Source organism: Kitasatospora sp. NBC_00458 (assembly GCF_036013975.1).
Classification (GTDB): Bacteria; Actinomycetota; Actinomycetes; order Streptomycetales; family Streptomycetaceae; genus Kitasatospora.
In genome coordinates, this window is the sequence record NZ_CP107904.1 from 3,579,294 (window position 1) to 3,606,266 (window position 26,973).

Consider the following 26,973-nt stretch of genomic DNA (forward strand, 5'->3'; position numbering starts at 1 on the left):
TGGAGTCCACCCATGGCACCCCTGATCGCCCTCGTCGGCGGCTTCGCCGTCCTGCGCCTGCTCGGCCTGTTCGCCCTCGACGGCCTCGACGCCTGGCAGCCCGCCCTCCGCGGCGCCCTCGCGCTGATGTTCGTCACCACCGGCGTGCCGCACTTCATACCGTCCTGGCGCCGCCAGTTCGCCGCGATGATCCCGCCCGCGCTCCCCGCCCCCGCGCTGCTCGTCACCGCCACCGGCGTCCTGGAACTCGCGGGCGCCGCCGGACTCCTGGTCCCCCCGCTCGCGGCCCCGGCCGCCGCCGGACTCGCCCTGCTGATGCTCGCGATGTTCCCGGCCAACGTGTACGCGGCCCGCAACGACCTGACCCTCGCCGGAAAGCCGGTCACCCCGCTGCCCGCCCGCACCGCGCTCCAGGTGCTCTTCGTCGCGGCGGCCGTCGCCGCCGCCCTCTGACCCGGCGGGCCGGGCCGCGGACGCGGGGGAAAAAGCGCGGACGCGGCCCGCGTGGTGCGGGCCGCGTCCGAATGCGGTGAAAGGGACCGGCCCTTACTCCACGATGCCGGAGGAGGCGATGGTGATCTTGGCCGAGGTGCGGCCGCTCTGCGAACCGAGGCCCTCGATCTTCTTCACCAGGTCCAGGCCCTCGACGACCTCGCCGAAGACGACGTGCTTGCCGTCCAGCCAGTCGGTCACGATGGTGGTGATGAAGAACTGCGAGCCGTTGGTGTTGCGGCCCGCGTTGGCCATCGAGAGCTGGCCCGGCTTGGTGTGCTTGAGCTGGAAGTTCTCGTCCTCGAACTTCGCGCCGTAGATGCTCTTGCCGCCGGTGCCGTCGCCACGGGTGAAGTCGCCGCCCTGGAGCATGAAGCTCGGGATGACGCGGTGGAACGACGAGCCCGCGTAGCCGAAACCGTGCTCGCCGGTCGCCAGCTCGCGGAAGTTCCGGGCGGTCTTCGGGACGACGTCGTCGAAGAGCGTGAAGACGATGCGGCCGGCCGGCTGGTCGTCGATGGTGATGTCGAAGTAAACGTTGGAACCCATGCATGGATCATGGCATGCCACGCGCCCCGGCGCGCGACACCCCCCGGCCACGGCCGGCCGTCCCGGGCGGCCCGGGGCGCAGGGGGCTCCCGAGCCCCCCGCCGCCCCCGGCGGGCCCTGGACGGGCCCTCTGGGGCCCCCGGCGGCCCCCCTAGGCGCCGAGCGGCCGGCGGGCCAGCAGGAACGCCTGCGGGGTGCTCTCCTCGCCCACGGGCTCGCGGACCAGCCGGGTGGTGACCGTCAGACCCGCGTCGGCGGCCAGCCCGGCGACCAGGTCGGGCCGCCGGCGGCGGAAGTCCAGGGCCACCGGGTGGCCGAAGGGCCGGTCGATCCGCAACGGCCGGTCCCCCACCTGGAAGGCCAGCAGCAGGTGGCCGCCGGGCGCGAGGACGCGGTGCAGCTCGGCGAAGACCCGGGGCAGGTGCTCCACCGGGGTGTGGATGATCGAGTACCAGGCCGCGGCACCGGCCAACTCGCCGTCGGCGTACGGGAGGTCCAGCAGCGACCCGACCTCGAAGCGAAGGCCCGGGTAGTCGGCGCGGGCCAGCTCGACCATCCGCGGGGAGAGGTCGAGGCCGGACACGTCCAGCCCGAGGCCGGCCAGGTGACCGGTCACGTAGCCCGGGCCGCAGCCGAGTTCCACCACCCGGCCGCCGGCCGCCAGTTCGGCGAAGGCCGCCAGCATCGCCCGGTCGAGGGGCCTCGCCGCCAGCACGTTCCGATACCGGTCCGCGTAGTCGACGGCGACCGCGTCGTAGAACGCCCGGGCGGTGGTCAGGAACTCCGGCTCGGTGGTCATGGCCCCCGACCCTACCCGGGGCCGGGGGCGCGCCCCCGGGCCCCCGTCCGCGCCCCTCCCGGGCACCCCACTAGCATCGCGCCGGAAGGAACTGATCGAGGGGGAACGGGACATGAAGCGGATCGGTGTCTACCTGGCGCACCCGCGGGCGGGCAGCTTCAACCACGCACTGTTCGACGCCGTCGTCGACGAACTGCGGGAGCGGCGGGGCTGCGAGGTGGTCGCGCACGACCTGTACGCGGAGGGCTTCGCCCCGCTGCTGACCGCCGAGGAGACCGGGACGGTGACGGAGCACGGACGGCAGCAGGGCGCCGGCGATCCGCAACTCGCCCTCCACCGGGCCGAGGTGGCCACCCTGGACGCGCTCGTCCTGGTCCACCCGAACTGGTGGGGCATGCCGCCCGCCGTGCTCACCGGCTGGGTGCAGCGGGTGCTGGTCCCGGGGGTGGCGTACAAGCTGGGCACCGCGGACGGCGAGCCGGTGGGCCTGCTGCGGGCCGGACGGGCGCTGGTGCTGAACACCTCGGACACCCCGGAGGCCCGCGAGCAGGAGGAGTTCGGGGACCCTCTGCAGCGGATCTGGGCGGCCTGCGTGCTGCCCTACGTGGGCGTCACCGACGTGCGTCGGCGGGTGTTCCGCACGGTGACGGACTCCTCGGACGACACCCGCGCACAGTGGCTCCGCCAGGCGCGGCAGGAGGCGGCGGCGCTGATCGGCTGAGGCGGACCGGAGGAACGGTGCGGGGCGCGTAGACGGCGCGACGCGAAGTGACCGTCCGGGCGGGGACGCGCGGGTGGCGGCGTACGCGGGCGTGCTAGAACCTGCAACGGGTGCGAACGCTCACTCGCGTCGCAACCCCGGCACCCCCGCGTCACCGCGCGACCCCGCGTCACCGGGCGACCCCGTGCCCGGGTGCCGCACCGTGCCACCCGCACCGCCCCGCGTCACCCCGTGCGAATCCGTGCAACCCCGGCCACCCACAAGGGAGACCCATGTTCACCGCACGCACCCCCCGCCGCGCCCCCGTGCGCCTCCTGCTCGCCGCCTTCGCCGCCCTGGCACTGCTGCTCTCGGGCGCCGCCACCGCGACCACCGCCTCGGCCACCACCACCGGACTCGACGGCGTCTGGGCCTGCACCGTCCCGGCCGGGTACACCTACGACCAGGTGTCCATGAACCGGACCTGCAGCTCCGGCAGCTGGAACGCGCCGCAGTTCCGGCTGCGCACCCCCGCCGAGGGGCTGACCGCCTGTACCAGCGCACCCGGCTTCGTCTACGACTACATCACCTGGGGCAGCGCCTGCAGCCAGCAGCCCGGCGTGACCTCCAACGCCTACCACCTGCGGACGCCGTACGACGGCCTCACCGCCTGCGTGGGCACCCCGGCCTTCACCTACGACCTGATCACCTACACGAGCGGGTGCAGCCTCAACCAGGGGACCCAGGCCACCACCTTCCGCCTGCGCAAGCCGGTCAACGGCCTCTGGGCGTGCCAGGTCCCCAGCGGCTTCACCTACAGCGCCACCACCCAGAACTGGGACTGCAGCCACATCCAGGGCGTGCCGTCCACCAAGTTCCTGCTGCTCGGCTGACCGGTGACGGGCCGCCCCCGGGCGGCCCGTCACCGACCGGTCGGACGCTCGCCGGCCGAACGCCTGCCGGCCGAGCCCCGACCGGCTGAACACGGCCGTGGGGGCGGGCAGTCCGGCCCTCGCCGGGTAGCCTGCCCCCATGGAGAACGACACGCCGAACGCCGAACCGCTGCAGTGGCAGAAGGGGACGCTGGACCCCGACGCGTCCACGCCCTGCCTGGAGATCGCCGGTGACGGGGACCTGATCCGGCTCCGCGAGTCGGACTCGCCCGATCTCGTCGTCACCACCAGCAAGGCGAAGCTGCGCGCCTTCATCCTGGGCGTGAAGGCGGGCGAGTTCGACCACCTGGTCTGAGACCCGGAGGCCGGAGCCCCAGGCCCGGGGGCCCGGGGCTCCGGCCCCGGTTCAGTCGAGGTCCAGCTCCGCGACGGCCTGGTCCCCGCTGAACTCCCCGGTCGGCCGGAAGCCGAGCTTCGCGTAGAACGCCCCGGGGCCGTCGTCGTCCGGCACGTAGGTGACGGTGACCCGGCTCCCGCCGCGGCGGCGGATCTCGTCGCCGACCTGCGCGACCGCGAAGCGGCCGTAGCCCCGGCCCTGGGCGTCGGCGGCGATGTTGAGCCGCCAGAGGCCGGAGCGCGGGAGGTCACCGGGCCGGTCCGGGTGGAAGGTGACATCGAAGAAGGCCATCACGAACCCGACCGTCCGGTCACCGTCGACGATCAGCCGCGGCCAGGCGGCCTCACCGTGCGCGTAGGCCTCGGCCAGCGACTTGACCACCGGGGAGACGAACCGCTCCTGGTCCGGATGGACCTTCAGCTCCAGGGCGGCGTCGATGTTCGCCGGGGTGACCGGCTCCAGGCGCGGCGACGGCGGTACCGAGGGTGACGTAGACATGGCGGCCACCCTAGTGAGCGCCCTCCGGACCGTCTCCCGGTTTTCCCGGCACCGGTTCTCACGCCACCGGCTCACGGCACGGGCCGTCACGGCGCGGGCCTTCACGGCGCGGGCCTTCACGGCGCCGGCGTGAACACCAGGGACGCGTTGTGGCCGCCGAACCCGAAGGAGTTGGTGAGCGCCGCGGTCAGCGGCCCGCGGCGCGGGGCACCGGCGACCACGTCCAGCCCGACCGCCGGGTCCTGCACCTCCAGGTTGAGGGTGGCCGGCACCACCCCGTCGCGCAGCGCCAGCACGGCGGCGAGCGCACCCAGCGCACCGGCCGCGCCGAAGAGGTGACCGGTCATCGACTTGGTGGCGGTCACCACCGGGTGGACCCCGATCGCCTCGGCCACCGACTCCGCCTCGACGAGGTCGCCCAGCGGCGTGGAGGTGGCGTGCGCGTGGACGAGGGCGATGTCCGCGGGCGAGAGCCCGGCCTCCGCCACCGCCCGGCGCATCGCCCGGACCTGGCCCTCGGCGGCGGCCGCGGTGATGTGGTGGGCGTCCGAGGTGACCGCGGCGCCCGCGAGCGTCGCGTGGGCCCTCGCCCGCCGGGCGGCGGCGAACCCGGCCCGTTCCAGCACGACGACCGCGGCGCCCTCGCCGATCACGAAGCCGTCCCGGTCGACGTCGAACGGGCGGGAGGCCCGGCCGGGCTCGTCGTTGCGGGTCGAGTGGGCCCGGGCCTGGGCGAAGCCGGCCAGCGGCAGCGGGCAGATGCACGCCTCGGCGCCGCCGGCCACCACCACGTCGGCCCGGCCGAGCCGAATCAGGTCCAGACCGAGCGCGATCGCCTCCGCGCCGGACGCACAGGCGCTCACCGGGGTGTGCGCGCCGGCCCGCGCGCCCAGCTCGATCGAGACCCGGGCCGCCGGGCCGTTGGCCATCAGCATCGGCACGGTGTGCGGGGAGACCTTCCGGACCCCGGACGCCTCCAGGACGTCGTCCTGGCCGAGCATGGTGAGCGCCCCGCCGGTGCCGGTGCCGATCACCACGGCCAGCCGCTCGCCGTCCACCTCGGGCGCGCCCGCGTCGGCCCACGCCTCGCGGGCGGCGATCAGCGCGACCTGCTGGCAGCGGTCCAGCCGCCGCGCCTGCACCCGGTCCAGCACCTCGGAGGGCTCGACCGCGAGCTGCCCGGCGATCCGGACGGGGAGCCCGGCGGCCCACTCCGCCCCGATCGGGCGGATGCCGGAGCGGCCGGCCAGCATCGCGGCCCAGGTCGAGGCGGCGTCCCCGCCGAGCGGCGTGGTGGCCCCGAGACCGGTGACGAGGACCGGCTCGGCGCCCGGGGCGGTCCGGTCCGGACGGGCGGCCCGGACGCGGTTGGTGGCAGTACCCATCGAAGGAGCTCCATGACTGTTGTGGAGATTGTGGGATAGAGACAATCCGCCGCATCGATACTCGCGGGGAACCTGCGCCTCTCCAGCCACTCTGACACGCCGATGACGGTCGTTCAGGTGCGTCAGCCAACCGATTCGCTCGCGGATGGCTTGTAGGAAACCTCCACATCACGCCGTCGACAGGGGCAACGGCGGAGGCCCCCGGCCGCAGCTCGCGGCCGGGGGCCTCCGGGTCGGTGTCCAGGTCTCCGGAGCGCGCCCCGGGTCAGTCGACGTCCGTGCCGAGGACGTCCCCCGTCCGGTGCTCCTGGAAGTACTGCGCCATCCGGTCGTTGCGCATCGCCTCCCAGAGCCGGGCGGCCGGGCGCTCGTCCAGCAGCACGACGCTCTGCCCGTCCCGGGTGCCGAAACCGCCGAACGGCGCGTTCATGAACCGCACGTCGTCGGCGCGCAGCGAGCGCAGGCTCCAGGCGAGCTGGTACAGGTCGGTGTTGGAGAGCCGGTCGTCGACGCTCACCACCTCGCCGACCGTGCCCAGCAGACCCCCGAGCCTGGCGGGACTGGTCAGCGTGCCGGAGTCCATGACCTTCAGCATCAGCGCGCGCAGGAAGTTCTGCTGGCGCTTGGTGCGGTCGAGGTCGCCGCCGGGCAGGCCGTAGCGCTCGCGGACGTAGAGCAGCGCCTGCGCGCCGTCCATGTGGTGGGTGCCGGCCTCCCAGGCGCGCGCCTCGCCGACGCCCTCGATGGTGCGCGGGACGGTGATGTCCACACCGCCGACGGCGTCCGTCAGGGCCCGGAAGCCGTTCCAGTCGACCACGGCGAGGTGGTCGACGCGGATCCCGGTGAGGTTCTGCACGGTCTCGGTCATCAGCGGCGGACCGCCCCAGGAGTAGGCGGCGTTCAGCTTCGCCTCGCCGTGGCCGGGCACCTGCACCCAGGTGTCACGGGGCAGCGAGACCAGGGTGGCGGAGCGCCGGTCGTCGGAGAGGTGGAGCAGCATCATGGTGTCGCTGCGGGCCGCCCCCGCCCGCCAGACCGGCGCCTTCGCGGCACTGCCGGTGGTCGGGGCGTCGGAGCGGGCGTCCAGGCCGACCAGCAGCAGGTTGAGGCCGCTCGCCGGGACCGGCCGCGGCTGGGCGGACTCGGGGGCGGTCGGGAAGGCGTCCGGGATCCGGTGGACGGAGGAGGCGTAGTGCTCGGCCGTCCAGAAGAGGGCGCCGCACCCGCCGACGACGAGGACCAGCAGCACCGAGAGGGTCCAGAGCAGGACGCGGCGGGTCCGGCGGCGCCGGGCCGGGGGCTCGGAGGGCCCGTCGGAATCACCCGCGTCGCCCGGGCCGCCGGGACCGTCGGGATCACCCGGGCCACCGGGACCGTCGGGACCGCCCGGGTCACCGGAGTCCGCGCCGTCCGCGCCGTCCGGCGGAACCGCGGGCCTCCCGCGCGGCTCGAAGAGGCTCAGCCCCTCCCGCACCGGCGGCCCTCCCGCCGCCCGCTGCGCCCCGTCGTCGCCCGCCCGGCCGTCCACCCGATCGCCCTCCGACTCCATGTGCGCATTGTGCCGCCGGTCACAGCCCCCGCGCCGGGTTTCCGCCGAGCCCGCCCACCCGCGCCCGCCCCACCCGTTTTCACCCAATCCATCCCGGGACGGCCTGGGCCGTACCCGTCAGGCCGGATAGCATCGGTGGGCGCGGCCCCCACCGGGACCGTCACCCTCAGCCCGTCCCGAAGGGGAAACCGTGACCCTCCGCATCTCCGTGATCGGCACCGGTTATCTCGGTGCCACCCACGCCGCCGCCATGGCGGAGTTCGGCTTCGAGGTGCTGGGACTGGACATCGACCCCGACAAGATCGCCACCCTGACCGCGGGCCAGGTCCCGATGTACGAACCGGGCCTCTCCGAGCTGCTGCTCAAGCACGTTGCCGGCCACGAGGGTTCGACCGGGCGGCTGCGCTTCACGACCTCCGCGAAGGAGGCGGCCGAGTTCGGCGACGTGCACTTCGTCTGCGTCAACACCCCGCAGCGCAAGGGCGAGTTCGCCGCCGACATGTCGTACGTGGACGCGGCGATCGACTCGCTCGCACCGCACCTGACCCGCCCGGTGCTGGTGGTCGGCAAGTCCACCGTCCCGGTCGGTTCGGCGAGCCGGCTGGCCGAGCGGCTGGCCGCGCTGGCGCCGGCCGGCGAGGCGGCCGAGCTGGCCTGGAACCCGGAGTTCCTGCGCGAGGGCTTCGCCGTCCAGGACACCCTGCGCCCGGACCGGCTCGTGATCGGCGCCCGCGGCGGCGGGCGGGCCGAGGAGCTGCTCCGCGAGGTGTACGCGGAGCCGATCGCCGCCGGGGTGCCGTTCCTGGTCACCGACTACGCCACCGCCGAACTGGTGAAGACCGCCGCCAACTCCTTCCTCGCCACCAAGATCTCCTTCATCAACGCGATGGCGGAGGTCTGCGAGGCGGCCGGCGCCGACGTCACCCAGCTGAGCAAGGCGCTCGCGCTGGACGAGCGGATCGGCGGCAAGTTCCTCAACTCCGGGCTCGGCTTCGGCGGCGGCTGCCTGCCCAAGGACATCCGGGCGTTCATGGCCCGGGCCGGCGAGCTGGGCGCCGACCAGGCGCTGACCTTCCTCCGCGAGGTCGACTCGATCAACATGCGCCGCCGCTCCCGGATGGTCGAGCTGGCCCGCGAGCAGTGCGTCGGCGGGTTCCTGGGCCGCCGGATCGCCGTCCTCGGCGCCTCCTTCAAGCCCAACTCGGACGACATCCGGGACTCCCCCGCGCTCAACGTCGCCGCCCAGATCCAGCTCCAGGGCGCGCAGGTCACCGTCTACGACCCCAAGGCGATGGACAACGCCCGCAAGATGTTCCCGAGCCTGGCCTACGCCGCTTCGCCGCTGGAGGCGGCGGAGGGCGCGCACGTCGTCCTGCACCTCACCGAGTGGCAGGAGTTCCGCGAGCTCGACCCGGCCGAGCTGGGCGCCGTGGTCGCCGAGCGCCGCCTCCTCGACGGCCGCAACGTCCTCGACGCCGACGCCTGGCGCGCCGCCGGCTGGACCTACCGCGCCCTCGGCCGCCCCAGCTGACCCTCCGGGGGCCCGGCCCCCGCCGCACAGGTCGCCCGCCCGGCCCCGCCCCTCCCGGCGGCGGCCGGGCGGGCGTCTTGTGCCGGAGCGTCACCGCTCCCACACTGTGGGGGCGGTGGCGGTCGGCCGCCGCGGACCGGGGGTGCCATGGGAGCCGTGACCGTCCTGTTCCTCGCCGCGATCGCGGTGGTGGGCCTCAACGTGTTCCGCGCCGCGGCCGCCGTGGCCGGCCTTCGCCGGGCCGAACTGGCCCCGCGCCGATCGGGATTCACCCCGGGCACCTACGAACTCGCCTACCTCGCCGAGCACCTGGCCGAGACCGCGGTCGCGGTGATGCACCAGGAGGGCCGCCTGGTGGCCTCCCGGTCGGGCACGGTGACGGTGACCGACCCCGCCACCGCCGCCGAGACCGCGGTCGCCGCCGAGGCCACCGTGATCCTCGCCGCCGGACCGACCCGCACCCGCCCGCTGGCCGAGCTGCTCGCCGACCGGCGCCTCTCCGGCTGGCAGCTCGCCGAGGCCTCCCCGGAGCTCCGGGAGCGCCTGGTGGCGTCCGGCCTGCTCCGGGACCAGCAGCTGTACGCCAGGGCCCGGGCGGGCTACGACTCGGCGCCCTACGCGCCGGTCCTGGTGGGGCTGATGGGAGCGGTCGCGCTCTGGCAGGCGGACCTGCACGAGGGCCCGTTGGGCCTGGTGCAGGCGGGGTTCGGGGTCCTGTTCGCGGCCGCCCTCGCCGTCGCCCTCTGGCCCCGCCCCAAGCCGAGCCACACCACGGAGCTCGGCCGGAAGGTCCTGGCCCGGGCCCGGGCCTCCGCCGACGGGGAGTCCCCGGCCCTCGTCGTCGCGCTCGGCGGGCTCTACGCCCTCCCGCCGGACCACCCGCTGGCGGTCGCCCGGGCCGCTCCCCCGGCGCCTCCCGAGCCCGTCCGGCGCTCCGCACCGCCCGTCGCTCCGCCCGCGTCACCGGGCCCGTCCGACGCACCGCCCGGCGCACCGTCCGACGCACGGCCCACCCGGTCCGACACGCCGCGGAGCACCGGCCGTCAGGACCCGCCCGAACCGGGGTGGGGCGGTGTCGGCACCGGTGGCCTCGGCGGCGGCGGGTGCGGCGGCGCGGGCTGCGGCGGGGGGCTCTGAGCGGAGGAGTCCCAGCGGGGGCTCCGGGCAGGGCGCTCCGGGCAGGGTCACGCGCCCGGACGGGGACTAGCCGGCGACGGGGCCGAGCCTCGGGATCTCGATGGCGGGGCACTTGTCCATCACCATCTCCAGCCCCGCGGCCCGGGTCCGCTCGTACGCGGCCTCGTCGATCACCCCGAGCTGGAACCAGACGGCCCGGGCGCCGATGGCCGCCGCCTCGTCCGCGACCGGGCCGGCGAGGTCCGAGTTCACGAAGACGTCGACCACGTCGACCTCGAAGGGGATGTCCGCCAGGGAGGCGTACCCCTGCTCCCCGTGCACCGTCTCCGCCTTCGGGTGCACCGGCACGATCCGCTTCCCGAAGCGCTGGAGCACCTCGGCCACGCCGTAGGCCGCGCGCTGCCGGTTGGACGACAGGCCCACGACGGCCCAGGTGTCACCCGTCCCGGTCAGGATCCTGCGGACCGTCTCCTGGTCGCCGTACATGCCCCGCCTCCTCGTGTCCCCTGGTCCGGGAACTCGTCATGCCAAGCGCCGCCCGGGGCCGGGCCATTCCCGCCCTCGGCCGTCCCGGGGTGGGTGGGTGGGCGGCCTCACGGGGGGCTACTTCGGGTCGCGGTCGAAGGTGGCGGTGGACCAGCGGTAGCCGAGGAGTGCGAGGCCGAGGCACCAGGCGAGGGCGAGCCATCCGCTGTGGCCGATCCCGGTGCCCAGGAGCAGGCCGCGCAGGGTCTCGATGGCGGGCGTGAACGGCTGGTACTCGGCGACCGGCTGGAACCAGCCCGGCATGGAGTCGACCGGGACGAACGCACTGGACAGCAGCGGCAGCAGGATCAGCGGCATCGCGCTGTTGCCCGCCGCCTCGGCGTTCGGACTGACCAGCCCCATGCCGACGGCGATCCAGGTGAGCGCCAGCGCGAAGAGCACCAGCAGCCCGAACGCCGCCAGCCACTCCACGGCGCTCGCACCGACGGACCGGAACCCGACCGCCACACCGACCGCGCCCACCAGGACCACACCCGCCACCGAGCGCAGCACACTGCCCGCCACGTGCCCCACGAGCACCGAGGGACGGTGGATCGCCATGGTCCGGAAACGGGCGATCACACCCTCCGACATGTCCGTGGACACCGACACCGCCGTACCGACCACGGTGCTCCCGACCGTCATCAGCAACAGCCCCGGAACGATGTAGGCCACGTACGCGGAGCGGCCGCCCCCGCCGAGGCCGGCGCTCATCGTGTCACCGAAGACGTAGACGAAGAGCAGCAGCAGCATGACCGGGGTGAGCAGCAGGTTGAGCGTCAGGGACGGGTAGCGGCGCACGTGCAGGAGGTTGCGCCGCAGCATGGTGGCGGAGTCGCGGGCGGCCAGGGCGAAGGTGCTCATCGGGCGTTCTCCGTGCTCGGGTGTGTGGGGTGGCCGGGGCGGGGTTCAGAGGCTGCGGGCGGTGATGTCGCCGTGGGCGGTGGTGGCGTGGATGGTGAGGGTGGTGGTGCCGTGGTTGGTGAGGGCGTTGTCGATGCGGCCGTGGGTGGTGCCGGCGTCGAGGGAGGCGGAGACGCCGCGGGCGGCGCCGATGGTGACGTCGCCGGATTCGGTGTGCAGGGTGACGGTGCCGTGGGTGGCCTCGGTGATGTGCAGGTCGCCCTTCAGGGTGCTGATCTCGGCGGGGCCGCCGAGGCGGCCGACGGTGATGTCGCCGGCCTGGAGGGTGAGGCGGGCGGCGGCGGTCTCGTCGAGCTTCACCGTGCCGTGGGCGCCTTCGTAGCCGACGTCGCCGAGGCGGCCGACGCCGCGCAGTTCGGCGCTGGCGGTCTTCGCCTCGACGCGGGAGCCGGCGGGCAGCCGGACGGTGACCTCGACGGCTCCGGAGGGCCCGAAGAGCTGGTTCTTCGCGGGTGCGGTCTCGATCCGCAGGACGCCGTCGCGGTAGTCGACGGTGGTCTGCTCGGCGGCCTTGAGGTCACGGCTCTTCGAGGCGTCCGCGGGCAGGACCTCGACGGTGGTGTCGGTGCGGTCGGCGGCGATGAGGCGGATCCGGCCGGCGGGGATGTCCAGGACGGTGGCGATCGGGGCGGTGGTGGCGAAGTTCCGCATGTGGTGTGTGCTCCTGCGAGTCGTTGCCGTCGGCGTTTCCGACAACGGAAAAGCTACGTTGCTTTCCGACTCACAGCAACACTCTCATTGCGTCAAAACCACATAACTGCAGCTCAAGGCAGCAATATCGTTGCGGAGGACTGAAATCAAATGCAACGACCGACCCCCGAATCGTTGCAATGAAATGACAGTGAACGCTATGCCCGCCGCCCGCCGACCGACGCCCGCACATGCGTCGGCGGGGTCGGCACGCCCTCGCCGACCCCGCCGCTCACGCTCGCCCCCGAGGGGCCGGGGTCAGGAGCCGTCGAGCTGCCCGATGGTGGCGAGGGACGGCGTCCGCCCCGCGGCGCGCAGCCGGGCCCCGGCCGCCTCGGCGTCGCGCAGGACGCGGACCGCGTTGTGCCAGGTCAGCTTCCCGAGGTCGGTCGCCGACCAGCCGCGGCGCAGGAGTTCGCCGATCAGGTTGGGGTAGCCGGCGACGTCGTCGAGGCCGGCCGGGAGGAACGCGGTGCCGTCGAAGTCGCCGCCGATGCCGATGTGGTCGATGCCCGCGACCTCGCGCATGTGGTCGAGGTGGTCGGCGACGGTGGACGCGGTGGCCGCCGGGCGCGGGTTGGCCTCCTCGAAGGCGCGCTGGCAAGCCATCCCGTCGGGCGTGATGTCGAGCGCGTCGAAGCCGTGCGCGGCCATGTTGTCGTCGGCGGAGCGGGTCCACTCGATGGCGGCGGGCAGGATGAACTTGGGGACGAAGGTGGCCATCGCCACGCCGCCGTTGGCGGGCAGCGCCGCGAGCACGTCGTCGGGGACGTTGCGCGGGTGGGGGCAGACGGCGCGCGCGGAGGAGTGCGAGAAGATCACCGGCGCCTCGGTGACCCGCAGCGCGTCGCGCATGGTGTCGGCGGAGACGTGCGAGAGGTCGACCAGCATGCCGAGCCGGTTCATCTCCCGGACGACCTCCTCGCCGAAGGCCGTGAGGCCGCCGGCGGCGGGCTCGTCGGTGGCGGAGTCGGCCCACGGGGTGTTGTCGTTGTGGGTGAGCGTCAGGTACCGGACGCCGAGGGCGTACAGGGCGCGCAGGGTGGCGAGCGAGCAGTCGATGGAGTGGCCGCCCTCGGCACCCATCAGGGAGGCGATCCGGCCCTCGGCGCGGGCGGCTTCGAGGTCGTCGGCGGTGAGCGCGAGCCGCAGCCGGTCGGGGAAGCGGTCGACCAGGGCGTGGACGAAGTCGATCTGCTCCAGGGTGGCGCTGACGGCGTGGTCCCCGGCGAGCCGGGAGGGGACGTAGACGGACCAGAACTGCGCGCCGACCCCGCCCGCGTCGAGGCGGGCGAGGTCGGTGTGCAGGCGGGCGCTCTGGTCGGCGGCCAGGTCGAGCGCGTCGAGGTCGTAGCCGGCCAGTTCGCGCATCGCCCACGGGAGGTCGTTGTGGCCGTCCACCACGGGGGTCTCGCGGAGGACCGCCCCGGCGCGCTCCAGCAGGGCCGGAGTGACGCCGGGGGCGGCGGAGGCAGAAGGATCCAGCAGCTCAGAGGTCATACGAGCTGTTGTATCCGATATGCCTACTTTCCAAAGCCGAACGAGGGGGAACCCGCCACCTTGGCCCGAAGCTTCCGGCCCTTCTCGGTGGCCTGGTTGTTCAGCTCGGCCTGGAAGTCCGCCATCTTCTCGGTCAGCTCCGGGTCGAACGCGGCCAGGATCCGCACCGCCAGCAGGCCCGCGTTGCGCGCGCCCCCCACCGAGACGGTCGCCACCGGCACGCCGGCCGGCATCTGCACGATCGACAGCAGGCTGTCCATGCCGTCCAGGTAGCGCAGCGGCACCGGCACGCCGATCACCGGCAGCGGAGTGACGGAGGCCAGCATGCCCGGCAGGTGGGCGGCGCCGCCGGCACCGGCGATGATCGCCTTCAGGCCGCGCCCGTGGGCCTTCTCGCCGTACGCCACCATCTCGCGGGGCATCCGGTGCGCCGAGACGACGTCGACCTCGTAGGGGATCTCGAACTCGTCGAGGGCCTGGGCGGCGGCCTCCATCACGGGCCAGTCGGAGTCGGAGCCCATGACGATGCCGACCAGGGGCGCGGTGGGGGAGGTCATTCGGTGATCGTTCCTCGCAGGTAGGCGGCCGCGTGACGGGCGCGCTCACGGACGTCGTCGAGGTCGTCCCCGAAGACGTTGACGTGGCCGACCTTGCGGCCGGGCTTCACGTCCTTGCCGTACATGTGGATCCGCAGACCGGGGTCGCGGGCCATGCAGTGCAGGAAGGCGTGGTACATGTCCGGGTAGTCGCCGCCGAGGACGTTGACCATGACCGTCCACCTGGCGCGCGGCCGGGGGTCGCCGAGCGGCAGGTCGAGGACGGCCCGCAGGTGGTTCTCGAACTGCGAGGTGACCGCGCCGTCCTGGCTCCAGTGCCCGGAGTTGTGCGGGCGCATGGCCAGCTCGTTGACCAGGATCCGGCCGTCCCGGGTCTGGAACAGCTCGACCGCCAGGTGGCCGGTGATCTCCAGCTCGCCGGCGATCCGCAGGGCCAGCTGCTGGGCCTCGTCGGACAGGGCCGGGTCGAGGTCGGGCGCGGGGGCGGTGACCTCGGCGCAGACGCCGTTCTCCTGGACGCTCTCCACCACCGGGTAGGCGACCGCCTGCCCACTGGGCGAGCGGACCACGTTGGCGGCCAGCTCGCGGACGAAGTCGACCTTCTCCTCCGCCAGCACCGGGACGCCGGCCCGGAACGGGGCCTCGGCCTCCGCCTCGTCGCCGACGACCCACACGCCCTTGCCGTCGTAGCCGCCGCGCACCGTCTTCAGGACCACCGGGTAGCCGGCGCCCTCCGCCGCGAACGCGGTCACGTCGGCCGGGTCGGCGACGAGCCGGTGCCGGGGGCAGGGCACGCCGATGGAGTCGAGCCTGGCCCGCATCACGCCCTTGTCCTGGGCGTTGACCAACGCCTCCGGGCCGGGGCGGACGGCGATGCCGTCGGCCTGGAGGGCCCGCAGGTGCTCGGTCGGCACGTGCTCGTGGTCGAAGGTGATCACGTCGCAGCCGGCCGCGAAGCGGCGCAGGGTGTCGAGGTCGCGGTAGTCGCCGAGGACCACGTCGGAGACGACCTGTGCGGCCGAGTCCTGGGGGGTGTCGGCGAGGAGCTTGAACCGGATCCCGAGCGGGATGCCCGCTTGGTGCGCCATGCGGGCGAGCTGCCCGCCTCCGATCATGCCCACCACTGGAAAATTCGCATTGCCCGGGGAAGTCACCCCGCCAGGATATCCGGGCCGGTGGGAGGGCGTGGAACCGCTCCGGCAGTCGGGGCGTCTACGGCCAGGGGCCTGTTCGGTGCCGTACGGAGGGGCTGAGCCGATCGGCGGAACCGGGTAGCCTGGACGGCCAGGTCCTGGTACGCGTGATCCGATCATGTACGTGCACGCAGGGCTCAAGGGGCCGTCGGCGTTCGCGCACCGGGCCCCTTTCGTCCGCAGGCACATGGAGGCAGCCCGGTATGGCGACGACTACGGCGTCGAACCCCTCGCTGGCGCAGAGGCTGCGCGACGTGCCGGGCAAGCTGCGCGGCATGTCGGGCGAGATGGTGAAGTTCGGCATCGTCGGCCTCAGCGGCGTGGTGGTCAACTTCGCCGTCTTCTGGGTCTGCCTCAACGGCCTGCACCTGGCCTCGCTGCGCTCCAACATCGCCGCCACGCTGGTCGCGATCGCCACCAACTACCTGGGCTACCGCTACTGGCTGTACCGGGACCGGGACGCCGCCTCGCGCAAGCGCGAGATCACCCTCTTCCTGGTGTTCAGCGGCGCCGGCATGCTGATCGAAACCGGCCTGCTGGGCTTCACGGTCTACGTGCTCGGCCTCTCCTCGCACTTCGAGCAGCTGGCCGCCAAGGTGGCCGGCCTCGGGCTCGGCACGGTGTTCCGCTTCATCTCGTACCGGACCTGGGTGTTCAAGGCCGTCCCGGAGGCCGCGGAGGCCGCCGCCACCACGCCCGCCGCCGCCACCGGCGCCGCTCCGGGAACCGCCACCGCTCCGGGGACCGCCCCGGCGGCCGCGGTGGTCGCCCAGGCCGAGCTGGTGCTCGCCGCCGAGCAGATCCGGTACGCCAAGGCCGAGTAGCGGCCCCTGGCCCCCGCCTGCCCGCCGTCCTCCACCCGCCCCGCCCCCGCCGGGCCGTGCCCGGACGCCCCCCGCCCCGCTTGCCCCGCCCGCTCCGGCAGGAGGACAGTGGTGACCGGGGGTCGTGGACCCGGCCTGCGAACGATCATGGCCGAGGGGGGACGAGGAGGAGCGTCATGGCGTTCGTCCAGATCATCGACTGCAGGACCGACAGGGTGGACGAGCTCAACGGTCTGCTGGACCGCTGGGCCGAGCAGACCGAAGGCCGTCGGACGGTCGACCACGCGATGCTGGCCACCGACCGGTCGGACCCCCGGCACGTGGTGGAGATCGTCGAGTTCGCGTCCTACGAGGACGCGATGCGCAACTCCCGCCTGCCGGAGACCGACCGGATCTTCCGCGAGATGGTGGCGCTCTGCGACGGACCGCCCGCGTTCACCGACCTCGACGTGGTCCGGGACGCCCGGTTCTGACCCCGCCGTCCCGCGTACCCCCCGGTCGGCCCCGCGGACCCGCGTACCGGCGGGCCGCCCGCCGGCGGGCCCCCCGGGCGCCGTGCCCGGCGCGACCGGCTACACGTCGCGCCGGCTGCGTCCGAGGAAGAGCGCGAACACCGCCGGCCGCAGCGAGAGCAGTTCCAGCCGGCCGCCGTCCGCCTCCGCGAGGTCACGGGCGACGGCCAGCCCGATCCCGGTCGAGTTCCGGCCGCTGACCGCGCGTTCGAAGACCCGGTTGCCCAGCTCCGCCGGCACCCCGGGGCCCTCGTCCTGCACCTCGACCACCACCGAGGTCCCGGAGGGCCGGACCCGCAGGGTGATCGTCCCGGCGCCGTGCATCAGCGAGTTCTCGATCAGGGTGGCCAGCACCTGGGCCACCGTGCCGGGGGTGCCGACGGCGGTGACCCCGCGCAGGCCCTCGACCTGGAGCACCCGGCCGGTGCCGCGCAGCGACGCCCCCCACTCCTCCACCTGCTGCTTGACGACGTCGTCGAGGTCGAAGGCGACGGCGGTGGGGCTGCGCGGGTCGCGCTGGGTGGTGAGCAGCCGCTGGACGACGTCGGTGAGCCGCTCGACCTGCTGGAGGGCGATGGTGGCCTCCTCCTTGACGGTCTCCGGGTCCTCGGCGAGCGCGGTGATCTCCTCCAGCCGCATGGAGAGCGCGGTGAGCGGGGTGCGCAGCTGGTGCGAGGCGTCGGCGGCGAGCCGGCGTTCGGCGGTGAGCATCCGGGCGATCCGCTCGGCGCTGACGTCGAGCACCTCCGCGACCCGGTCGAGCTCGGGCACGCCGTAGCGGCGGTCGCGCGGTCGCGGGTCGCCGGAGCCGAGCCGCTCGGCGGTCTCGGCGAGGTCGGTGAGCGGGCGGGCGAGCCGCTTGGCCTGCCAGACCGCGAGGGCGACGGCGGCCTGCACGGCGAGCAGGGCGACCACGCCGAGCAGCAGCAGCATGTTGGCGATCTCGTGGTCGACGGCGGCCCGGGACTGCTCGACGGTGACGGTCTCGCCGCTGACGCCCCGCTCCACCGCCTTCAGCGGGTGCTCGCCCTCGGGCCGGCGTCCGCTGGAGACGATCGCCTGGCCGGGGATGGCCACCTCGACGTACTGGCCCTCGGAGACCTGGTTGGCGAACTTGTCGCCGGTGACCGGCTCGTTGGCCGCCAGCCGGTTCTCGACCAGGGAGAGCACCCGGACGGCGGCGGCGTCCACCCGGTCCTGGGCGGAGCTGACGATGGTGCGCTTCTCCACCAGGGCGAGCGGGACACAGAACACGACGACGACCACGAGGACGACGCCGAGCAGCGAGTTGATCATCCGGCGCTTCACGCTGCCGCTCCCCGTGGTGGTGCGAAGTGGTGGTGCCCGACCCGGTGTGCCAGACCCGGTGTGCCCGACCCGGTGTGCCCGACCCGGTGTGCCCGCCGCGGCGGCGCCCGACGCGGTCGGACCGGGTCCGCCCGGGCGGGTGCTGCCCGGGCTAGTTCTTCTCGAAGCGGAAGCCGACCCCGCGCACGGTGGCGATGTAGCGGGGGTTGGCGGCGTCGTCGCCGAGCTTCTTGCGCAGCCAGGAGATGTGCATGTCGAGGGTCTTGGTGGAGGTCCACCAGGTGGTGTCCCAGACCTGCCGCATGATCTCCTCGCGGGTGACCACCCGGCCGGCGTCCCGGACCAGGACGCGCAGCAGCTCGAACTCCTTGGCGGAGAGGGTGAGCTCCTCCTCGCCGAGCCAGGCGCGGTGCGACTCGATGTCGATCTTGACGCCGTGCGCGCCGGTGGTCAGCTGGTCGACGTTGCCGCGCCGGAGCAGGGCGCGGACCCGGGCGAGCAGTTCGGCGAGGCGGAAGGGCTTGGTGACGTAGTCGTCGGCGCCGGCGTCCAGGCCGACCACCGTGTCGACCTCGTCGGCGCGGGCGGTGAGCACCAGGACGGGGCAGCTGCGACCGTCGGCGCGCAGCCGGCGGCAGACCTCCAGTCCGTCCATCTCGGGCAGGCCGAGGTCGAGGACGACGAGGTCGACCTCCTCCCCGAGGCCGGCGGCCAGCGCGGACGGGCCGTCCTCCCGGACGAGCACCTCGTAGCCCTCGCGACGCAGGGCCCGGGCGAGCGGTTCGGAGATCGCCGGATCGTCCTCGGCAAGCAGCACACAGGTCATGGGGTGATGGTAGTCCGCCGGGCTACAGCCGTTGCGGCCGTGAGGTAGTTCACAGTGCGTGATCGTTATACGGAGGGCGATCGGCGCTCAACGGACACGCCCGGGCCGCCCGTTCGGCGAAGATTCTGCTTTTGGATCTTGCAACCGAAGGAATTCAGGCGGGCTTACCATGGATCGATCAAGCGAATCTGTCGGCAGCTTTACCATCGGCATACCTAATTGCCGTGTTTTGTCAGCTGATGACGCCAAATATCGCCACGTAGAGTGGTTCCGTCCACGTCCGCCGCCACCCCCCTTGGCGGACGCTGTCAGGCAAGGAACCACTACACATGGCGTCTACGACCCTGGAGTCCGGCGTTCAGTCGGCCTCTCCCAGCGGCAAGACCTTCCTCGGGCACCCCCGGGGCCTCGCCACGCTCTTCATGAGCGAGATGTGGGAGCGCTTCAGCTACTACGGCATGCGTGCCCTGCTGGTGCTCTACATGACCGCCTCCGTCACCGACGGCGGCCTCGGCATGAAGCTCGCCGTCGCGAGCGCCGTCTACAGCGTGTACACGGCCATGGTCTACCTGCTGGCTCTCCCGGGCGGCTGGATCGCCGACCGCTTCCTCGGCGCCCGGAAGACCGTCGCCCTCGGCGGCTCGATCATCATGATCGGCCACTTCCTGCTGGCCGTCCCGGCCGGCGTGTCGTTCTTCGCCGGCCTCGGCTTCATCGCGATCGGCTCGGGCCTGCTCAAGGCCAACATCTCGACGATGGTCGGCCACCTCTACGACGGTCCCAACGACCCGCGTCGTGACGGCGGCTTCACCATCTTCTACATGGGCATCAACCTCGGTGCCTTCGCCGCCCCGCTGGTCATCGGCACCATCGGCCAGAAGGTCGACTGGCACCTCGGCTTCGCCCTCGCCGGCGTCGGCATGGCCCTGGGCCTGGTCCAGTTCCTGCTCGGCACCCGCCACCTGAGCGCCAAGAGCGACGTCGTGACCTCGCCGATCCCGGCCGCCGAGAAGAGCGCCATCCTCAAGAAGGCCGGCCTCTGGCTGGCGGTGGCCGTCGCCTTCTACGCGGTCGTCGGCCTGACCGGCCACTTCACCATCAACTGGGCGATCTGGCCGCTGTCGATCGCGGGCATCGCGCTGCCGGTCTTCGTCTTCGCCAAGGTGAAGCGGGACAAGGACCTCGACGAGGCCGAGCAGTCCCGGATGAGCGGCTACATCTGGTTCTTCGTCGCCGCCGCCGTCTTCTGGATGATCTACGACCAGTCCGGCTCGACGCTGAACATCTTCGCCCAGGACAGCACGGCGTCGACCCTGTTCGGCTTCGACTTCCCGTCCAGCTGGTTCCAGTCGCTCAACCCGCTCTACATCATGGCGCTGGCCCCGGTCTTCGCCTGGCTCTGGGTCCTGCTCTCCCGCAAGGCCAAGAACCCCAGCACCACCATGAAGTTCGCCTTCGGCCTCGTGATGGTCGGCGCCTCGTTCATGGTCATGATGCTGGCGATGGCCGCCGCCTCGGGCGGCGCCAAGGTCACCCCGCTCTGGCTGGCCATGGTCTACCTGATCCAGACCGTCGGCGAGCTCACCCTCTCCCCGGTGGGCCTGTCCGTCACCACCAAGCTGGCGCCGGCCAAGTACGCCAGCCAGATGATGGGCGTCTGGTTCCTCGCCGTCACCGCGGGCGACTGCGTCGCGGCCGTCTTCCAGCTCGTCCTCGGCGACGGGGTGGTCGGATCCACCGGGTACTTCGCCTTCCAGGGCGCCATGGCGATCGTCGCCGGCGTGGCCCTCGCGATGTACCGCAGGAAGGTCGTCCGGCTGATGGGCGACGTCCACTGACGACGCCCGGCCGCACCGCCTGAACGCCTGCCCCGGGGCCGGCGCGGAGTCCTGAGCTCCGCGCCGGCCCCGGTCGCCTTTCCCGGCCCGGCCGCCCGTCCCGGCCCCGGGCACACGCACCTGCCCGTTCGGCTGACCGGACCCGGCCCGGCATGCCAGTGTGCCAACCATGGCCAACGACTCCGCGCACGAACAGCCGCCCGCACCACTCACCCCTCCGCCCTCCCTCCCCCGCCAGCTCGCCCGCACCCGGCGCTTCTCGCTCGGCACCCCCGGCCCGTCGACCGTCTCCGCCGACGGCCGCACCGTCCTCTTCCTGCGCACCCGCTCCGGCGACGACCCGGCCTCCTGCCTCTGGACCCTCGACACCGCGACCGGTGCCGAACACCTGCTCGCCGACCCGGCCGCGCTCACCGCCGACGGCGGCGGCCCCGCTGGCGACGACGACCTGCCCGAAGCCGAACGGACCCGCCGCGAACGCGCCCGCGTCCTGACCACCGGCATCACCGCCTACGCCACCGACGCCACCGGCCTGCTCGCCGCCTTCGCCCTCCACGGCACCCTCTGGCTCGCCGACGCCACGACCCGCGAGGTCCGGCCCGTCCCCGCCGCCGCCGGGGCCTACGACCCGCGCCCCGACCCCACCGGCCGCCGGATCGCCTACGTCTGCGCCGGCGCCCTGCGCGTCACCGGGACCGACGGCGGCGACGACCGCGCGCTCGCCGAACCCGAGCACCCCGAGACCGCGTACGGCGTCACCGAACACGTCGCCGCCGAGTCCATGCACCGCACCCGCGCCCACTGGTGGTCCCCCGACGGCACCCGGCTGCTGGTCGCCCGGGTCGACGAACGGGCGCTGCGCCGCCTCCACCTCGCCGACCCGTCCGACCCCGCCCGGCCGCCGCGCACGATCCGCTACCCGCTCGCGGGCACCGACAACGCGGACGTCTCGCTCCGGCTGCTCGGCCTCGACGGCTCCCGCACCGAGGTCCGCTGGGACCGCACCGCGTTCGAGTACCTCACCGCCGCCGGCTGGGACGGCCACGGCCCGTACGCCGCCGTGCAGAGCCGCGACCAGCGGACCGTCCGCACCCTCGCGATCGACCCCTCGGACGGCGCCACCCGCGTCCTCGCCGAACGCCACGACGACCACTGGGTCGAACTCGTCCCCGGCCTGCCGGTCCGGACCGCCGACGGCGCCCTCGTCGACTCCGCCGACCTCGGCGACACCCGGCACCTCACCGTCGACGGCGAACCCGTCACCCCGCCCGGCCTCCAGCTGCACGCCGTCCTCGCCGCCGAGGGCGGAGAGGTGCTCTTCACCGCCTCCGAGGAACCGACGGAGAGCCACCTCTGGAGGTGGGCACCCGGCCAGGGCGCCGTCCGGCTGAGCCGCCCGCCCGGCACGCACACCGGTGTGCAGCGGGCCGGCACGCTGGTCCACACCGCCCGCACGCCCGGCACCACCGGCCCGCTCACCACCGTCCACCGCGCCGGGCACCCCGCACTCCCGATCGCCTCCCACGCACAGACCCCGGTCCTCACCGCCCGGCCCGAACCGCTCCGGCTCGGCCCGCGCGAACTGCGCGCCGCGCTCTTCCTGCCCACCGGCCACCGCCCCGCCGACGGCCCGCTGCCCGTCCTGCTCGACCCCTACGGCGGACCGGCCGCCACCAAGGTCTCGGCCGGCGGCGGCTGGCCCGACCTGGTCTCGCAGTGGTTCGCCGACCAGGGCTTCGCCGTGCTGGTCGCCGACGGCCGCGGCACCCCCCGGCGCGGCCCGCACTGGGAGAAGAGCGTCTTCGCGGACGTCGCCACCCCCGTCCTCGACGACCAGGTCGAGGCGCTGCACGAGGCCGCCCGCACCCGGCCCGGCCTGCTCGACCTGGACCGGGTCGGCATCCGCGGCTGGTCCTTCGGCGGCTTCCTGGCCGCACTCGCCGTACTGCGCCGCCCCGACGTCTTCCACGCCGCCGTCGCCGGAGCCGCCCCGACCGACCACCGGCTCTACGACACCCACTGGAAGGAACGATTCCTCGGCCACCCGGACCGACACCCCGAGCGGTACGACGCCTGCTCCCTGATCCCCGACGCCGCCGGGCTGCGCCGGCCCCTGCTGCTGATCCACGGACTCGTCGACGACAACGTGCTCCCCGCCCACACCCTGCGCCTGTCCGCCGCGCTGCTGGCCGCCGGACGCCCGCACGAGGTCCTCCCGCTGGGCGGCACCGCGCACTCGCCGAGCGACGAGACGGTGTTCGAGAACCTGCTCCACCACCAGCTCGACTTCCTGCGGAGGTCGCTGGGGCCGGCCTGAGCACGACGGCGGGGCCGGTGCTCCCCGCACCGGCCCCGCCGCCCAGCCGCCCGACTGCTCCGGCCCGAGCGGGCCCGGAACCGGGAAGCGGGCCCGTCAGACCTCGCGGACGCCCGCCCGCCAGACCGCCGCCGTCAGCGGCACCCCCGGCCGGTACGCCAGGTGCACGTGCGAGGGCGCCTCCAGCAGCTGCAGGTCGGCCCGGGAGCCCACCGTCACCGCGCCCACGTCCGAGCGCCGCAGCGCGTGCGCGCCGCCCGCCGTCGCCGCCCAGACCGCCTCGTCCGGCGTCATGCCCATCTCCCGCACCGCCACCGCGATGCAGAACGCCATCGAACTGGTGAAGCTGGAACCGGGGTTGCAGTCGGTGGAGAGCGCCACCACCGCCCCCGCGTCCAGCAGCCGGCGCGCGTCCGGGTAGACCGCCCGGGTGGAGAACTCGGCGCCCGGCAGCAGCGTGGCGACCGTCGCCGAACCGGCCAGGGCGGCCACGTCCTCGTCCGTCAGGTGGGTGCAGTGGTCGGCCGAGGCCGCCCCCAGCTCGACGGCCAGCTGGACGCCCGGGCCGTGGGTCAGCTGGTTGGCGTGCACCCGCGGGGTGAGCCCCCGCTCGATGCCGGCGGTCAGGATCGCCCGCGCCTGGTCGCCGTCGAAGGCGCCCTTCTCGCAGAACACGTCCACCCAGCGGGCGTACGGCACGCACGCGTCCAGCATCGGACCGGTGACCAGGTCGACGTACCCGGCCGGGTCGTCCGCGTACTCGGGGGCGACCACGTGCGCCCCCAGGTAGGTGGTCTCCGGCGTGTACGAGGAGGCGATCCGCAGCGCCCGCGCCTCGTCGGCGACGGTCAGCCCGTACCCGGACTTGCACTCGATCGTCGTGGTGCCCTGGCGGAGGGACTCCCGCACCAGCCGGGCCAGGTTGGCGTCGAGCTCGGCGTCGGCGGCGGCCCGGGTGGCGGCGACCGTGGTGCGGATCCCCCCGGCGCTGTAGGACTGGCCGGACATCCGCGCGTTGAACTCGGCGGTGCGGTCGCCGGCGAAGACCAGGTGGGCGTGCGAGTCGACGTAGCCGGGCAGCAGGGCGCGCCCCGCCGCGTCGAACCGCTCGTCGGCGGCGGGTGCCTCGGCGGCCGGGCCGACCCAGGCGACGGCGGAGCCGTCGATCACCACGGCCGCGTCGGTGAGCAGGCCGAGCGGCCCGGTCCCGTGCGCGGGGTCGTTGGTGACCAGGCTTCCGATGCCGGTGATCAGCGTGCTCGGGATGCTCGGGGTGCTCACGTCATGCCTTTCGGGAACGGGCCCGGGGGCGGACGGGACGGGCCCGCCCGCCCCCGGGTTCGACGGGGAGGGGACGGCCGGCGGGAACCGGCGGCTCGGTGCGGCTCGGCACCTCAGCGACTCAGTGGCTCAGCCGCTCAGTGGCTCAGCAACTCAGTGGCTCAGCGCGGTGATCGAGGCCTGCAGCGCGGCCGGCACGTCCGCCACCAGCTGGTGGACGCCGTCCCTGACCACGTGCCGCCCGCCGACCACCACGTGCCGCACGTCGGCCGCCGAGGCGGCGAAGACGGCGGTCTCGGCGCCGAGCCGGAACGCCGGCCCGGCCGTCCGCACCGAGTCCAGCGCGACCACGGTGAAGTCCGCCAGCGCACCCGCCTCGATCCGGCCGGCCTCCGGCCAGCCCAGCGAGGCGTGCCCGTCCTCCGTCCCCGCCCGGAGCAGCGAGTTCGCCGTCCAGTGGCCCCGGGTGCGGGTCCGCAGCCGCTCGTTCAGCTCCAGCGCGCGGGCCTCCTCGAACGGGTCGATGACGGCGTGGCTGTCGCTGCCGAGGGTGACCGGGCAGCCGCCGGAGGCGAGCTGCCGGGCCGGGCCGATGCCGTCCGCGAGGTCCCGCTCGGTGGTGGGGCACATGCAGATCGTGGTGGAGGAGCCGGTGAGCAGCTCGACGTCCTCCTCGGTGAGGTGCGTGGCGTGCACGGCCGAGGTGCGCGGGCCGAGCACGCCGTGGTCGGCGAGCAGCCTGGTCGGGGTGACGCCGTGCGCGGCCAGGCAGGCGTCGTTCTCGGCGGTCTGCTCGGAGAGGTGGACGTGCAGCGGGGCCTCCCGCGTCGACGCCCAGTGGGCGACGGTGCCGAGCTGCTCCGCGGGGACGGCCCGCACCGAGTGGATCGCGGCGCCGATCCGGGCGTGGTCGCGGGCCTTCAGCCGGTCGGCCCGCTCGGCCCAGGCGTCGGCGTCGCCGTCGCCGAACCGGAGCTGGGGCTTGGTCGGCTCGGCGCCGAACCCGGACGACAGGTAGCAGGTGTCGAGCAGGGTGATCCGGATGCCGGCCCGGGCGGCGGCCTCGATCAGCGCCTCGCCCATCGCGTTGGGGTCGTCGTAGCGGGCGCCGCCGGGCGCGTGGTGCAGGTAGTGGAACTCGCCGACGGCGGTGATCCCGGCGAGCGCCATCTCCGCGTAGACGGCGGTGGCGAGCTCCAGGTAGCTGTCCGGGTCGAGCGCGCCGGCGAACCGGTACATGGTGTCGCGCCAGGTCCAGAAGGTGCCCGAGCCGACCTGGACGTGGCCGCGCAGCGCCCGGTGGAAGGCGTGCGAGTGGGCGTTGGCCTGGCCGGGGAGGAGCAGCCCGTCGAGCCGGACGGCGCCGGGCGGGCAGGGCCCGCTGTCCGGCTGGACCCTGGCGATCTTGCCGCCGGCGCCGGTGGCGATCAGCACGTCCTGCTCGACCACCGGCCCGTTGGCGTGCGGCAGCCAGGCGTACCGCGCCCAGAAAGTCGTCGTTTGCGCGCCTCCGGCACGTCCTACTGACACGCCAGGTCCTCCAGTACGTCGGCGAGGGCGGACACGCCGGCCAGGCAGTCGGCCGTCTCGGCGTGTTCGGCCGGGGAGTGGGAGACCCCGCTCGGGTTCCGCACGAACAGCATGGCGGTCGGGATCGCCGATGCCAGGATCCCGGCGTCGTGTCCCGCCCCGGTGGGCAGCACGGGGACGCCGCCCGGGCCGCGCTTGCCGAGGACCTGCGCCAGGCGGTCGCGCAGCGGGCCGTCGAAGTCCACCACCGGGGTGTAGGACTCGCGGGTCAGCTCGACCCGGACGCCGTCGCGCCCGCCGCGTTCGGTAGCGGCCTGCCCGATCTCCTCGACCAGCGCGGTCAGCGTGGCCTCGTCGGCGGCCCGGGAGTCCAGCCAGCCGCGGACCAGGGAGGCGATCGCGTTGGTGCCGTTGGGCTCGACGGCGACCTTGCCGAAGGTGGCCAGCGCGCCCGCGAGCTTCGCCTTCTTCCGTGCCGCGAGCACGGTGTTGGCGTAGGTGAGCATCGGGTCGCGGCGGTCCTCGATCCGGGTGGTCCCGGCGTGGTTGGCCTCGCCGTGGAAGTCGAACCGCCAGCGGCCGTGCGGCCAGATCGCCGAGGCCACGCCGACCGGCCGGTCCTCGGCGAGGTAGCGGCCCTGCTCGACGTGGAGTTCGACGAAGGCGCCGATCCGGGCCAGCCGGTCGGAGTCCGCGCCGATCGCGGTCGGGTCGTAGCCGGCCCGTTCCATCGCGTCGGGCAGCCGGACGCCGTCGGCGTCGCGCAGCTCGTACGCGGCGTCCCGGCCCAGCACGCCGGCGGTGAGCCGGGAGCCGATGCAGGCCACGCCGAACCGGGCGCCCTCCTCGTCGCCGAAGTTGACGATCGCCAGCGGGCGGGTGAACCCGGCGCCGCGCGAGCGCAGCTCGTCGAGCGCGGCGAAGGAGGAGACCACGCCGAGCGGGCCGTCGAAGGCGCCGCCGTCGGGGACGGAGTCCAGGTGCGAGCCGGTGACGACCGCGCCCTCGCCGGACGGGTCGCCGAGCCAGGCCCACTGGTTGCCGTTGCGGTCCAGTTCGTAGGTCAGGCCGCGGTCGCGGGCCTGCTGCTCGAACCAGGCGCGGCACTCGGCGTCGGCGGAGTTCCAGGCGAACCGGCGGTAGCCGCCGGAGGAGGCGGAGCGGCCCACGGGGAGCAGCTCCGCCCACATCCGTTCGAAGCTGTCGGAGCCCTGGTCG

25 protein-coding genes and 1 pseudogene are annotated in these 26,973 nt (G+C 74.1%); 10 read left to right on the forward strand and 16 right to left on the reverse strand.

All coding sequences use genetic code 11. The features are described from left to right. Window positions 1-12: 12 nt before the first annotated feature. A complete protein-coding gene (locus OG550_RS14280; protein WP_327677523.1) occupies window positions 13-453 on the forward strand; it encodes a hypothetical protein in 441 nt (146 codons plus the stop codon). 93 nt (window positions 454-546) lie between these two features. Here the strand turns inward: OG550_RS14280 and OG550_RS14285 are convergent, their stop codons facing one another. Together OG550_RS14285 and OG550_RS14290 are read right to left on the reverse strand one after the other, a co-directional pair. Continuing rightward, window positions 547-1,041: a peptidylprolyl isomerase gene (locus OG550_RS14285; protein WP_327677525.1), complete on the reverse strand. Its 495-nt coding sequence runs from the start codon at window positions 1,039-1,041 to the stop codon at window positions 547-549. A 151-nt stretch (window positions 1,042-1,192) separates the two neighbouring features. Further along, window positions 1,193-1,840 (reverse strand): class I SAM-dependent methyltransferase, encoded by a 648-nt coding sequence (locus OG550_RS14290; RefSeq protein WP_327677527.1) that lies wholly within the window; start codon window positions 1,838-1,840, stop codon window positions 1,193-1,195. Between the two features lie 112 nt (window positions 1,841-1,952). Between OG550_RS14290 and OG550_RS14295 the strand changes: the two genes are divergently transcribed. The 3 genes from OG550_RS14295 (at window position 1,953) to OG550_RS14305 (ending at window position 3,788) form a co-directional block, all read left to right on the forward strand. Next, window positions 1,953-2,561 carry an NAD(P)H-dependent oxidoreductase gene (locus OG550_RS14295; RefSeq protein ID WP_327677529.1) on the forward strand — a complete coding sequence of 203 codons (609 nt, stop codon included), beginning with the start codon at window positions 1,953-1,955 and terminating at the stop codon, window positions 2,559-2,561. 272 nt (window positions 2,562-2,833) lie between these two features. Continuing rightward, window positions 2,834-3,433, forward strand: a complete 600-nt coding sequence (locus tag OG550_RS14300; protein ID WP_327677531.1) for a hypothetical protein — start codon at window positions 2,834-2,836, stop codon at window positions 3,431-3,433. Between the two features lie 139 nt (window positions 3,434-3,572). Then, window positions 3,573-3,788, forward strand: a complete 216-nt coding sequence (locus OG550_RS14305; RefSeq protein WP_327677532.1) for a DUF397 domain-containing protein — start codon at window positions 3,573-3,575, stop codon at window positions 3,786-3,788. Window positions 3,789-3,839: 51 nt separating this feature from the next. Here the strand turns inward: OG550_RS14305 and OG550_RS14310 are convergent, their stop codons facing one another. The 3 genes from OG550_RS14310 to OG550_RS14320 all read right to left on the reverse strand — a co-directional run bounded on the left by OG550_RS14310 (window position 3,840) and on the right by OG550_RS14320 (window position 7,262). Next, complete coding sequence (locus tag OG550_RS14310) at window positions 3,840-4,328, reverse strand: GNAT family N-acetyltransferase (protein WP_327677534.1); 489 nt, start codon at window positions 4,326-4,328, stop codon at window positions 3,840-3,842. Between the two features lie 116 nt (window positions 4,329-4,444). Then, window positions 4,445-5,713 (reverse strand): beta-ketoacyl-[acyl-carrier-protein] synthase family protein, encoded by a 1,269-nt coding sequence (locus OG550_RS14315; RefSeq protein ID WP_327677536.1) that lies wholly within the window; start codon window positions 5,711-5,713, stop codon window positions 4,445-4,447. 265 nt (window positions 5,714-5,978) lie between these two features. Continuing rightward, entirely contained in the window at window positions 5,979-7,262 is a 1,284-nt protein-coding gene (locus tag OG550_RS14320) for an LCP family protein (RefSeq protein ID WP_327677538.1), read from the reverse strand. Window positions 7,263-7,452: 190 nt separating this feature from the next. On the opposite strand from OG550_RS14320, the gene OG550_RS14325 reads away from it, so the two are divergent. Both OG550_RS14325 and OG550_RS14330 read left to right on the forward strand, forming a co-directional pair. Continuing rightward, window positions 7,453-8,793 carry a UDP-glucose dehydrogenase family protein gene (locus OG550_RS14325; protein WP_327677540.1) on the forward strand — a complete coding sequence of 447 codons (1,341 nt, stop codon included), beginning with the start codon at window positions 7,453-7,455 and terminating at the stop codon, window positions 8,791-8,793. Window positions 8,794-8,940: 147 nt separating this feature from the next. Further along, a complete protein-coding gene (locus OG550_RS14330; protein ID WP_327677542.1) occupies window positions 8,941-9,930 on the forward strand; it encodes a TIGR04222 domain-containing membrane protein in 990 nt (329 codons plus the stop codon). Between the two features lie 66 nt (window positions 9,931-9,996). On the opposite strand, the gene OG550_RS14335 is transcribed toward OG550_RS14330, so the two are convergent. From OG550_RS14335 to OG550_RS14360, 6 genes are all read right to left on the reverse strand, one after another. After that, a complete protein-coding gene (locus OG550_RS14335; protein ID WP_327677543.1) occupies window positions 9,997-10,416 on the reverse strand; it encodes a CoA-binding protein in 420 nt (139 codons plus the stop codon). A gap of 117 nt (window positions 10,417-10,533) precedes the next feature. Then, a complete protein-coding gene (locus tag OG550_RS14340) occupies window positions 10,534-11,319 on the reverse strand; it encodes an ABC transporter permease (RefSeq protein ID WP_327677545.1) in 786 nt (261 codons plus the stop codon). A 45-nt stretch (window positions 11,320-11,364) separates the two neighbouring features. Then, entirely contained in the window at window positions 11,365-12,030 is a 666-nt protein-coding gene (locus OG550_RS14345; protein WP_327677547.1) for a DUF4097 family beta strand repeat-containing protein, read from the reverse strand. Window positions 12,031-12,327: 297 nt separating this feature from the next. Next, window positions 12,328-13,569: a dipeptidase gene (locus tag OG550_RS14350; protein WP_327677549.1), complete on the reverse strand. Its 1,242-nt coding sequence runs from the start codon at window positions 13,567-13,569 to the stop codon at window positions 12,328-12,330. 23 nt (window positions 13,570-13,592) lie between these two features. After that, window positions 13,593-14,126, reverse strand: coding sequence for a 5-(carboxyamino)imidazole ribonucleotide mutase (purE, locus tag OG550_RS14355; protein WP_327677551.1), 534 nt, complete (start codon window positions 14,124-14,126; stop codon window positions 13,593-13,595). Further along, window positions 14,123-15,280, reverse strand: coding sequence for a 5-(carboxyamino)imidazole ribonucleotide synthase (locus OG550_RS14360; RefSeq protein WP_327677553.1), 1,158 nt, complete (start codon window positions 15,278-15,280; stop codon window positions 14,123-14,125). Before OG550_RS14360 ends, purE begins: the two co-directional genes overlap by 4 nt. Before the next feature lie 242 nt (window positions 15,281-15,522). Here OG550_RS14360 and OG550_RS14365 point away from each other — a divergent pair, with 242 nt between their 5' ends. Further along, window positions 15,523-16,143 carry a GtrA family protein gene (locus tag OG550_RS14365; RefSeq protein WP_327677555.1) on the forward strand — a complete coding sequence of 207 codons (621 nt, stop codon included), beginning with the start codon at window positions 15,523-15,525 and terminating at the stop codon, window positions 16,141-16,143. A 176-nt stretch (window positions 16,144-16,319) separates the two neighbouring features. Further along, window positions 16,320-16,604, forward strand: a pseudogene (locus OG550_RS14370) (ester cyclase); the annotation flags it as partial. A 111-nt stretch (window positions 16,605-16,715) separates the two neighbouring features. Here the strand turns inward: OG550_RS14370 and OG550_RS14375 are convergent. Together OG550_RS14375 and OG550_RS14380 are read right to left on the reverse strand one after the other, a co-directional pair. Then, complete coding sequence (locus OG550_RS14375; protein WP_327677557.1) at window positions 16,716-17,963, reverse strand: ATP-binding protein; 1,248 nt, start codon at window positions 17,961-17,963, stop codon at window positions 16,716-16,718. 151 nt (window positions 17,964-18,114) lie between these two features. Beyond that, the gene (locus OG550_RS14380) at window positions 18,115-18,789 is read right to left on the reverse strand and encodes a response regulator transcription factor (RefSeq protein WP_030300686.1); all 675 of its coding nucleotides are present in this window, start codon (window positions 18,787-18,789) and stop codon (window positions 18,115-18,117) included. 329 nt (window positions 18,790-19,118) lie between these two features. Here OG550_RS14380 and OG550_RS14385 point away from each other — a divergent pair, with 329 nt between their 5' ends. Both OG550_RS14385 and OG550_RS14390 read left to right on the forward strand, forming a co-directional pair. Further along, a complete protein-coding gene (locus tag OG550_RS14385; RefSeq protein ID WP_327677559.1) occupies window positions 19,119-20,627 on the forward strand; it encodes a peptide MFS transporter in 1,509 nt (502 codons plus the stop codon). A 169-nt stretch (window positions 20,628-20,796) separates the two neighbouring features. Beyond that, window positions 20,797-22,944 (forward strand): S9 family peptidase, encoded by a 2,148-nt coding sequence (locus OG550_RS14390; RefSeq protein ID WP_327677561.1) that lies wholly within the window; start codon window positions 20,797-20,799, stop codon window positions 22,942-22,944. Between the two features lie 96 nt (window positions 22,945-23,040). Here the strand turns inward: OG550_RS14390 and hutI are convergent, their stop codons facing one another. The 3 genes from hutI to OG550_RS14405 all read right to left on the reverse strand — a co-directional run bounded on the left by hutI (window position 23,041) and on the right by OG550_RS14405 (window position 26,945). Next, window positions 23,041-24,225 carry an imidazolonepropionase gene (hutI, locus tag OG550_RS14395; protein WP_442905996.1) on the reverse strand — a complete coding sequence of 395 codons (1,185 nt, stop codon included), beginning with the start codon at window positions 24,223-24,225 and terminating at the stop codon, window positions 23,041-23,043. Between the two features lie 153 nt (window positions 24,226-24,378). Next, window positions 24,379-25,755, reverse strand: coding sequence for a formimidoylglutamate deiminase (locus OG550_RS14400; protein WP_327677563.1), 1,377 nt, complete (start codon window positions 25,753-25,755; stop codon window positions 24,379-24,381). Beyond that, window positions 25,746-26,945: an allantoate amidohydrolase gene (locus OG550_RS14405; RefSeq protein WP_327683886.1), complete on the reverse strand. Its 1,200-nt coding sequence runs from the start codon at window positions 26,943-26,945 to the stop codon at window positions 25,746-25,748. The genes OG550_RS14400 and OG550_RS14405 overlap by 10 nt, the downstream gene beginning before the upstream one ends. Window positions 26,946-26,973 lie beyond the last annotated feature (28 nt).

Coding starts and splice junctions, on each gene's coding strand:
- OG550_RS14280 (WP_327677523.1), top strand. CDS start 13: ATGGCACCCCTGATCGCCCTCGTCGGCGGCTTCGCCGTCCTGCGCCTG.
- OG550_RS14285 (WP_327677525.1), bottom strand. CDS start 1,041: ATGGGTTCCAACGTTTACTTCGACATCACCATCGACGACCAGCCGGCC.
- OG550_RS14290 (WP_327677527.1), bottom strand. CDS start 1,840: ATGACCACCGAGCCGGAGTTCCTGACCACCGCCCGGGCGTTCTACGAC.
- OG550_RS14295 (WP_327677529.1), top strand. CDS start 1,953: ATGAAGCGGATCGGTGTCTACCTGGCGCACCCGCGGGCGGGCAGCTTC.
- OG550_RS14300 (WP_327677531.1), top strand. CDS start 2,834: ATGTTCACCGCACGCACCCCCCGCCGCGCCCCCGTGCGCCTCCTGCTC.
- OG550_RS14305 (WP_327677532.1), top strand. CDS start 3,573: ATGGAGAACGACACGCCGAACGCCGAACCGCTGCAGTGGCAGAAGGGG.
- OG550_RS14310 (WP_327677534.1), bottom strand. CDS start 4,328: ATGTCTACGTCACCCTCGGTACCGCCGTCGCCGCGCCTGGAGCCGGTC.
- OG550_RS14315 (WP_327677536.1), bottom strand. CDS start 5,713: ATGGGTACTGCCACCAACCGCGTCCGGGCCGCCCGTCCGGACCGGACC.
- OG550_RS14320 (WP_327677538.1), bottom strand. CDS start 7,262: ATGGAGTCGGAGGGCGATCGGGTGGACGGCCGGGCGGGCGACGACGGG.
- OG550_RS14330 (WP_327677542.1), top strand. CDS start 8,941: ATGGGAGCCGTGACCGTCCTGTTCCTCGCCGCGATCGCGGTGGTGGGC.
- OG550_RS14335 (WP_327677543.1), bottom strand. CDS start 10,416: ATGTACGGCGACCAGGAGACGGTCCGCAGGATCCTGACCGGGACGGGT.
- OG550_RS14340 (WP_327677545.1), bottom strand. CDS start 11,319: ATGAGCACCTTCGCCCTGGCCGCCCGCGACTCCGCCACCATGCTGCGG.
- OG550_RS14345 (WP_327677547.1), bottom strand. CDS start 12,030: ATGCGGAACTTCGCCACCACCGCCCCGATCGCCACCGTCCTGGACATC.
- OG550_RS14350 (WP_327677549.1), bottom strand. CDS start 13,569: ATGACCTCTGAGCTGCTGGATCCTTCTGCCTCCGCCGCCCCCGGCGTC.
- purE (WP_327677551.1), bottom strand. CDS start 14,126: ATGACCTCCCCCACCGCGCCCCTGGTCGGCATCGTCATGGGCTCCGAC.
- OG550_RS14365 (WP_327677555.1), top strand. CDS start 15,523: ATGGCGACGACTACGGCGTCGAACCCCTCGCTGGCGCAGAGGCTGCGC.
- OG550_RS14380 (WP_030300686.1), bottom strand. CDS start 18,789: ATGACCTGTGTGCTGCTTGCCGAGGACGATCCGGCGATCTCCGAACCG.
- OG550_RS14385 (WP_327677559.1), top strand. CDS start 19,119: ATGGCGTCTACGACCCTGGAGTCCGGCGTTCAGTCGGCCTCTCCCAGC.
- OG550_RS14390 (WP_327677561.1), top strand. CDS start 20,797: ATGGCCAACGACTCCGCGCACGAACAGCCGCCCGCACCACTCACCCCT.
- OG550_RS14405 (WP_327683886.1), bottom strand. CDS start 26,945: ATGTGGGCGGAGCTGCTCCCCGTGGGCCGCTCCGCCTCCTCCGGCGGC.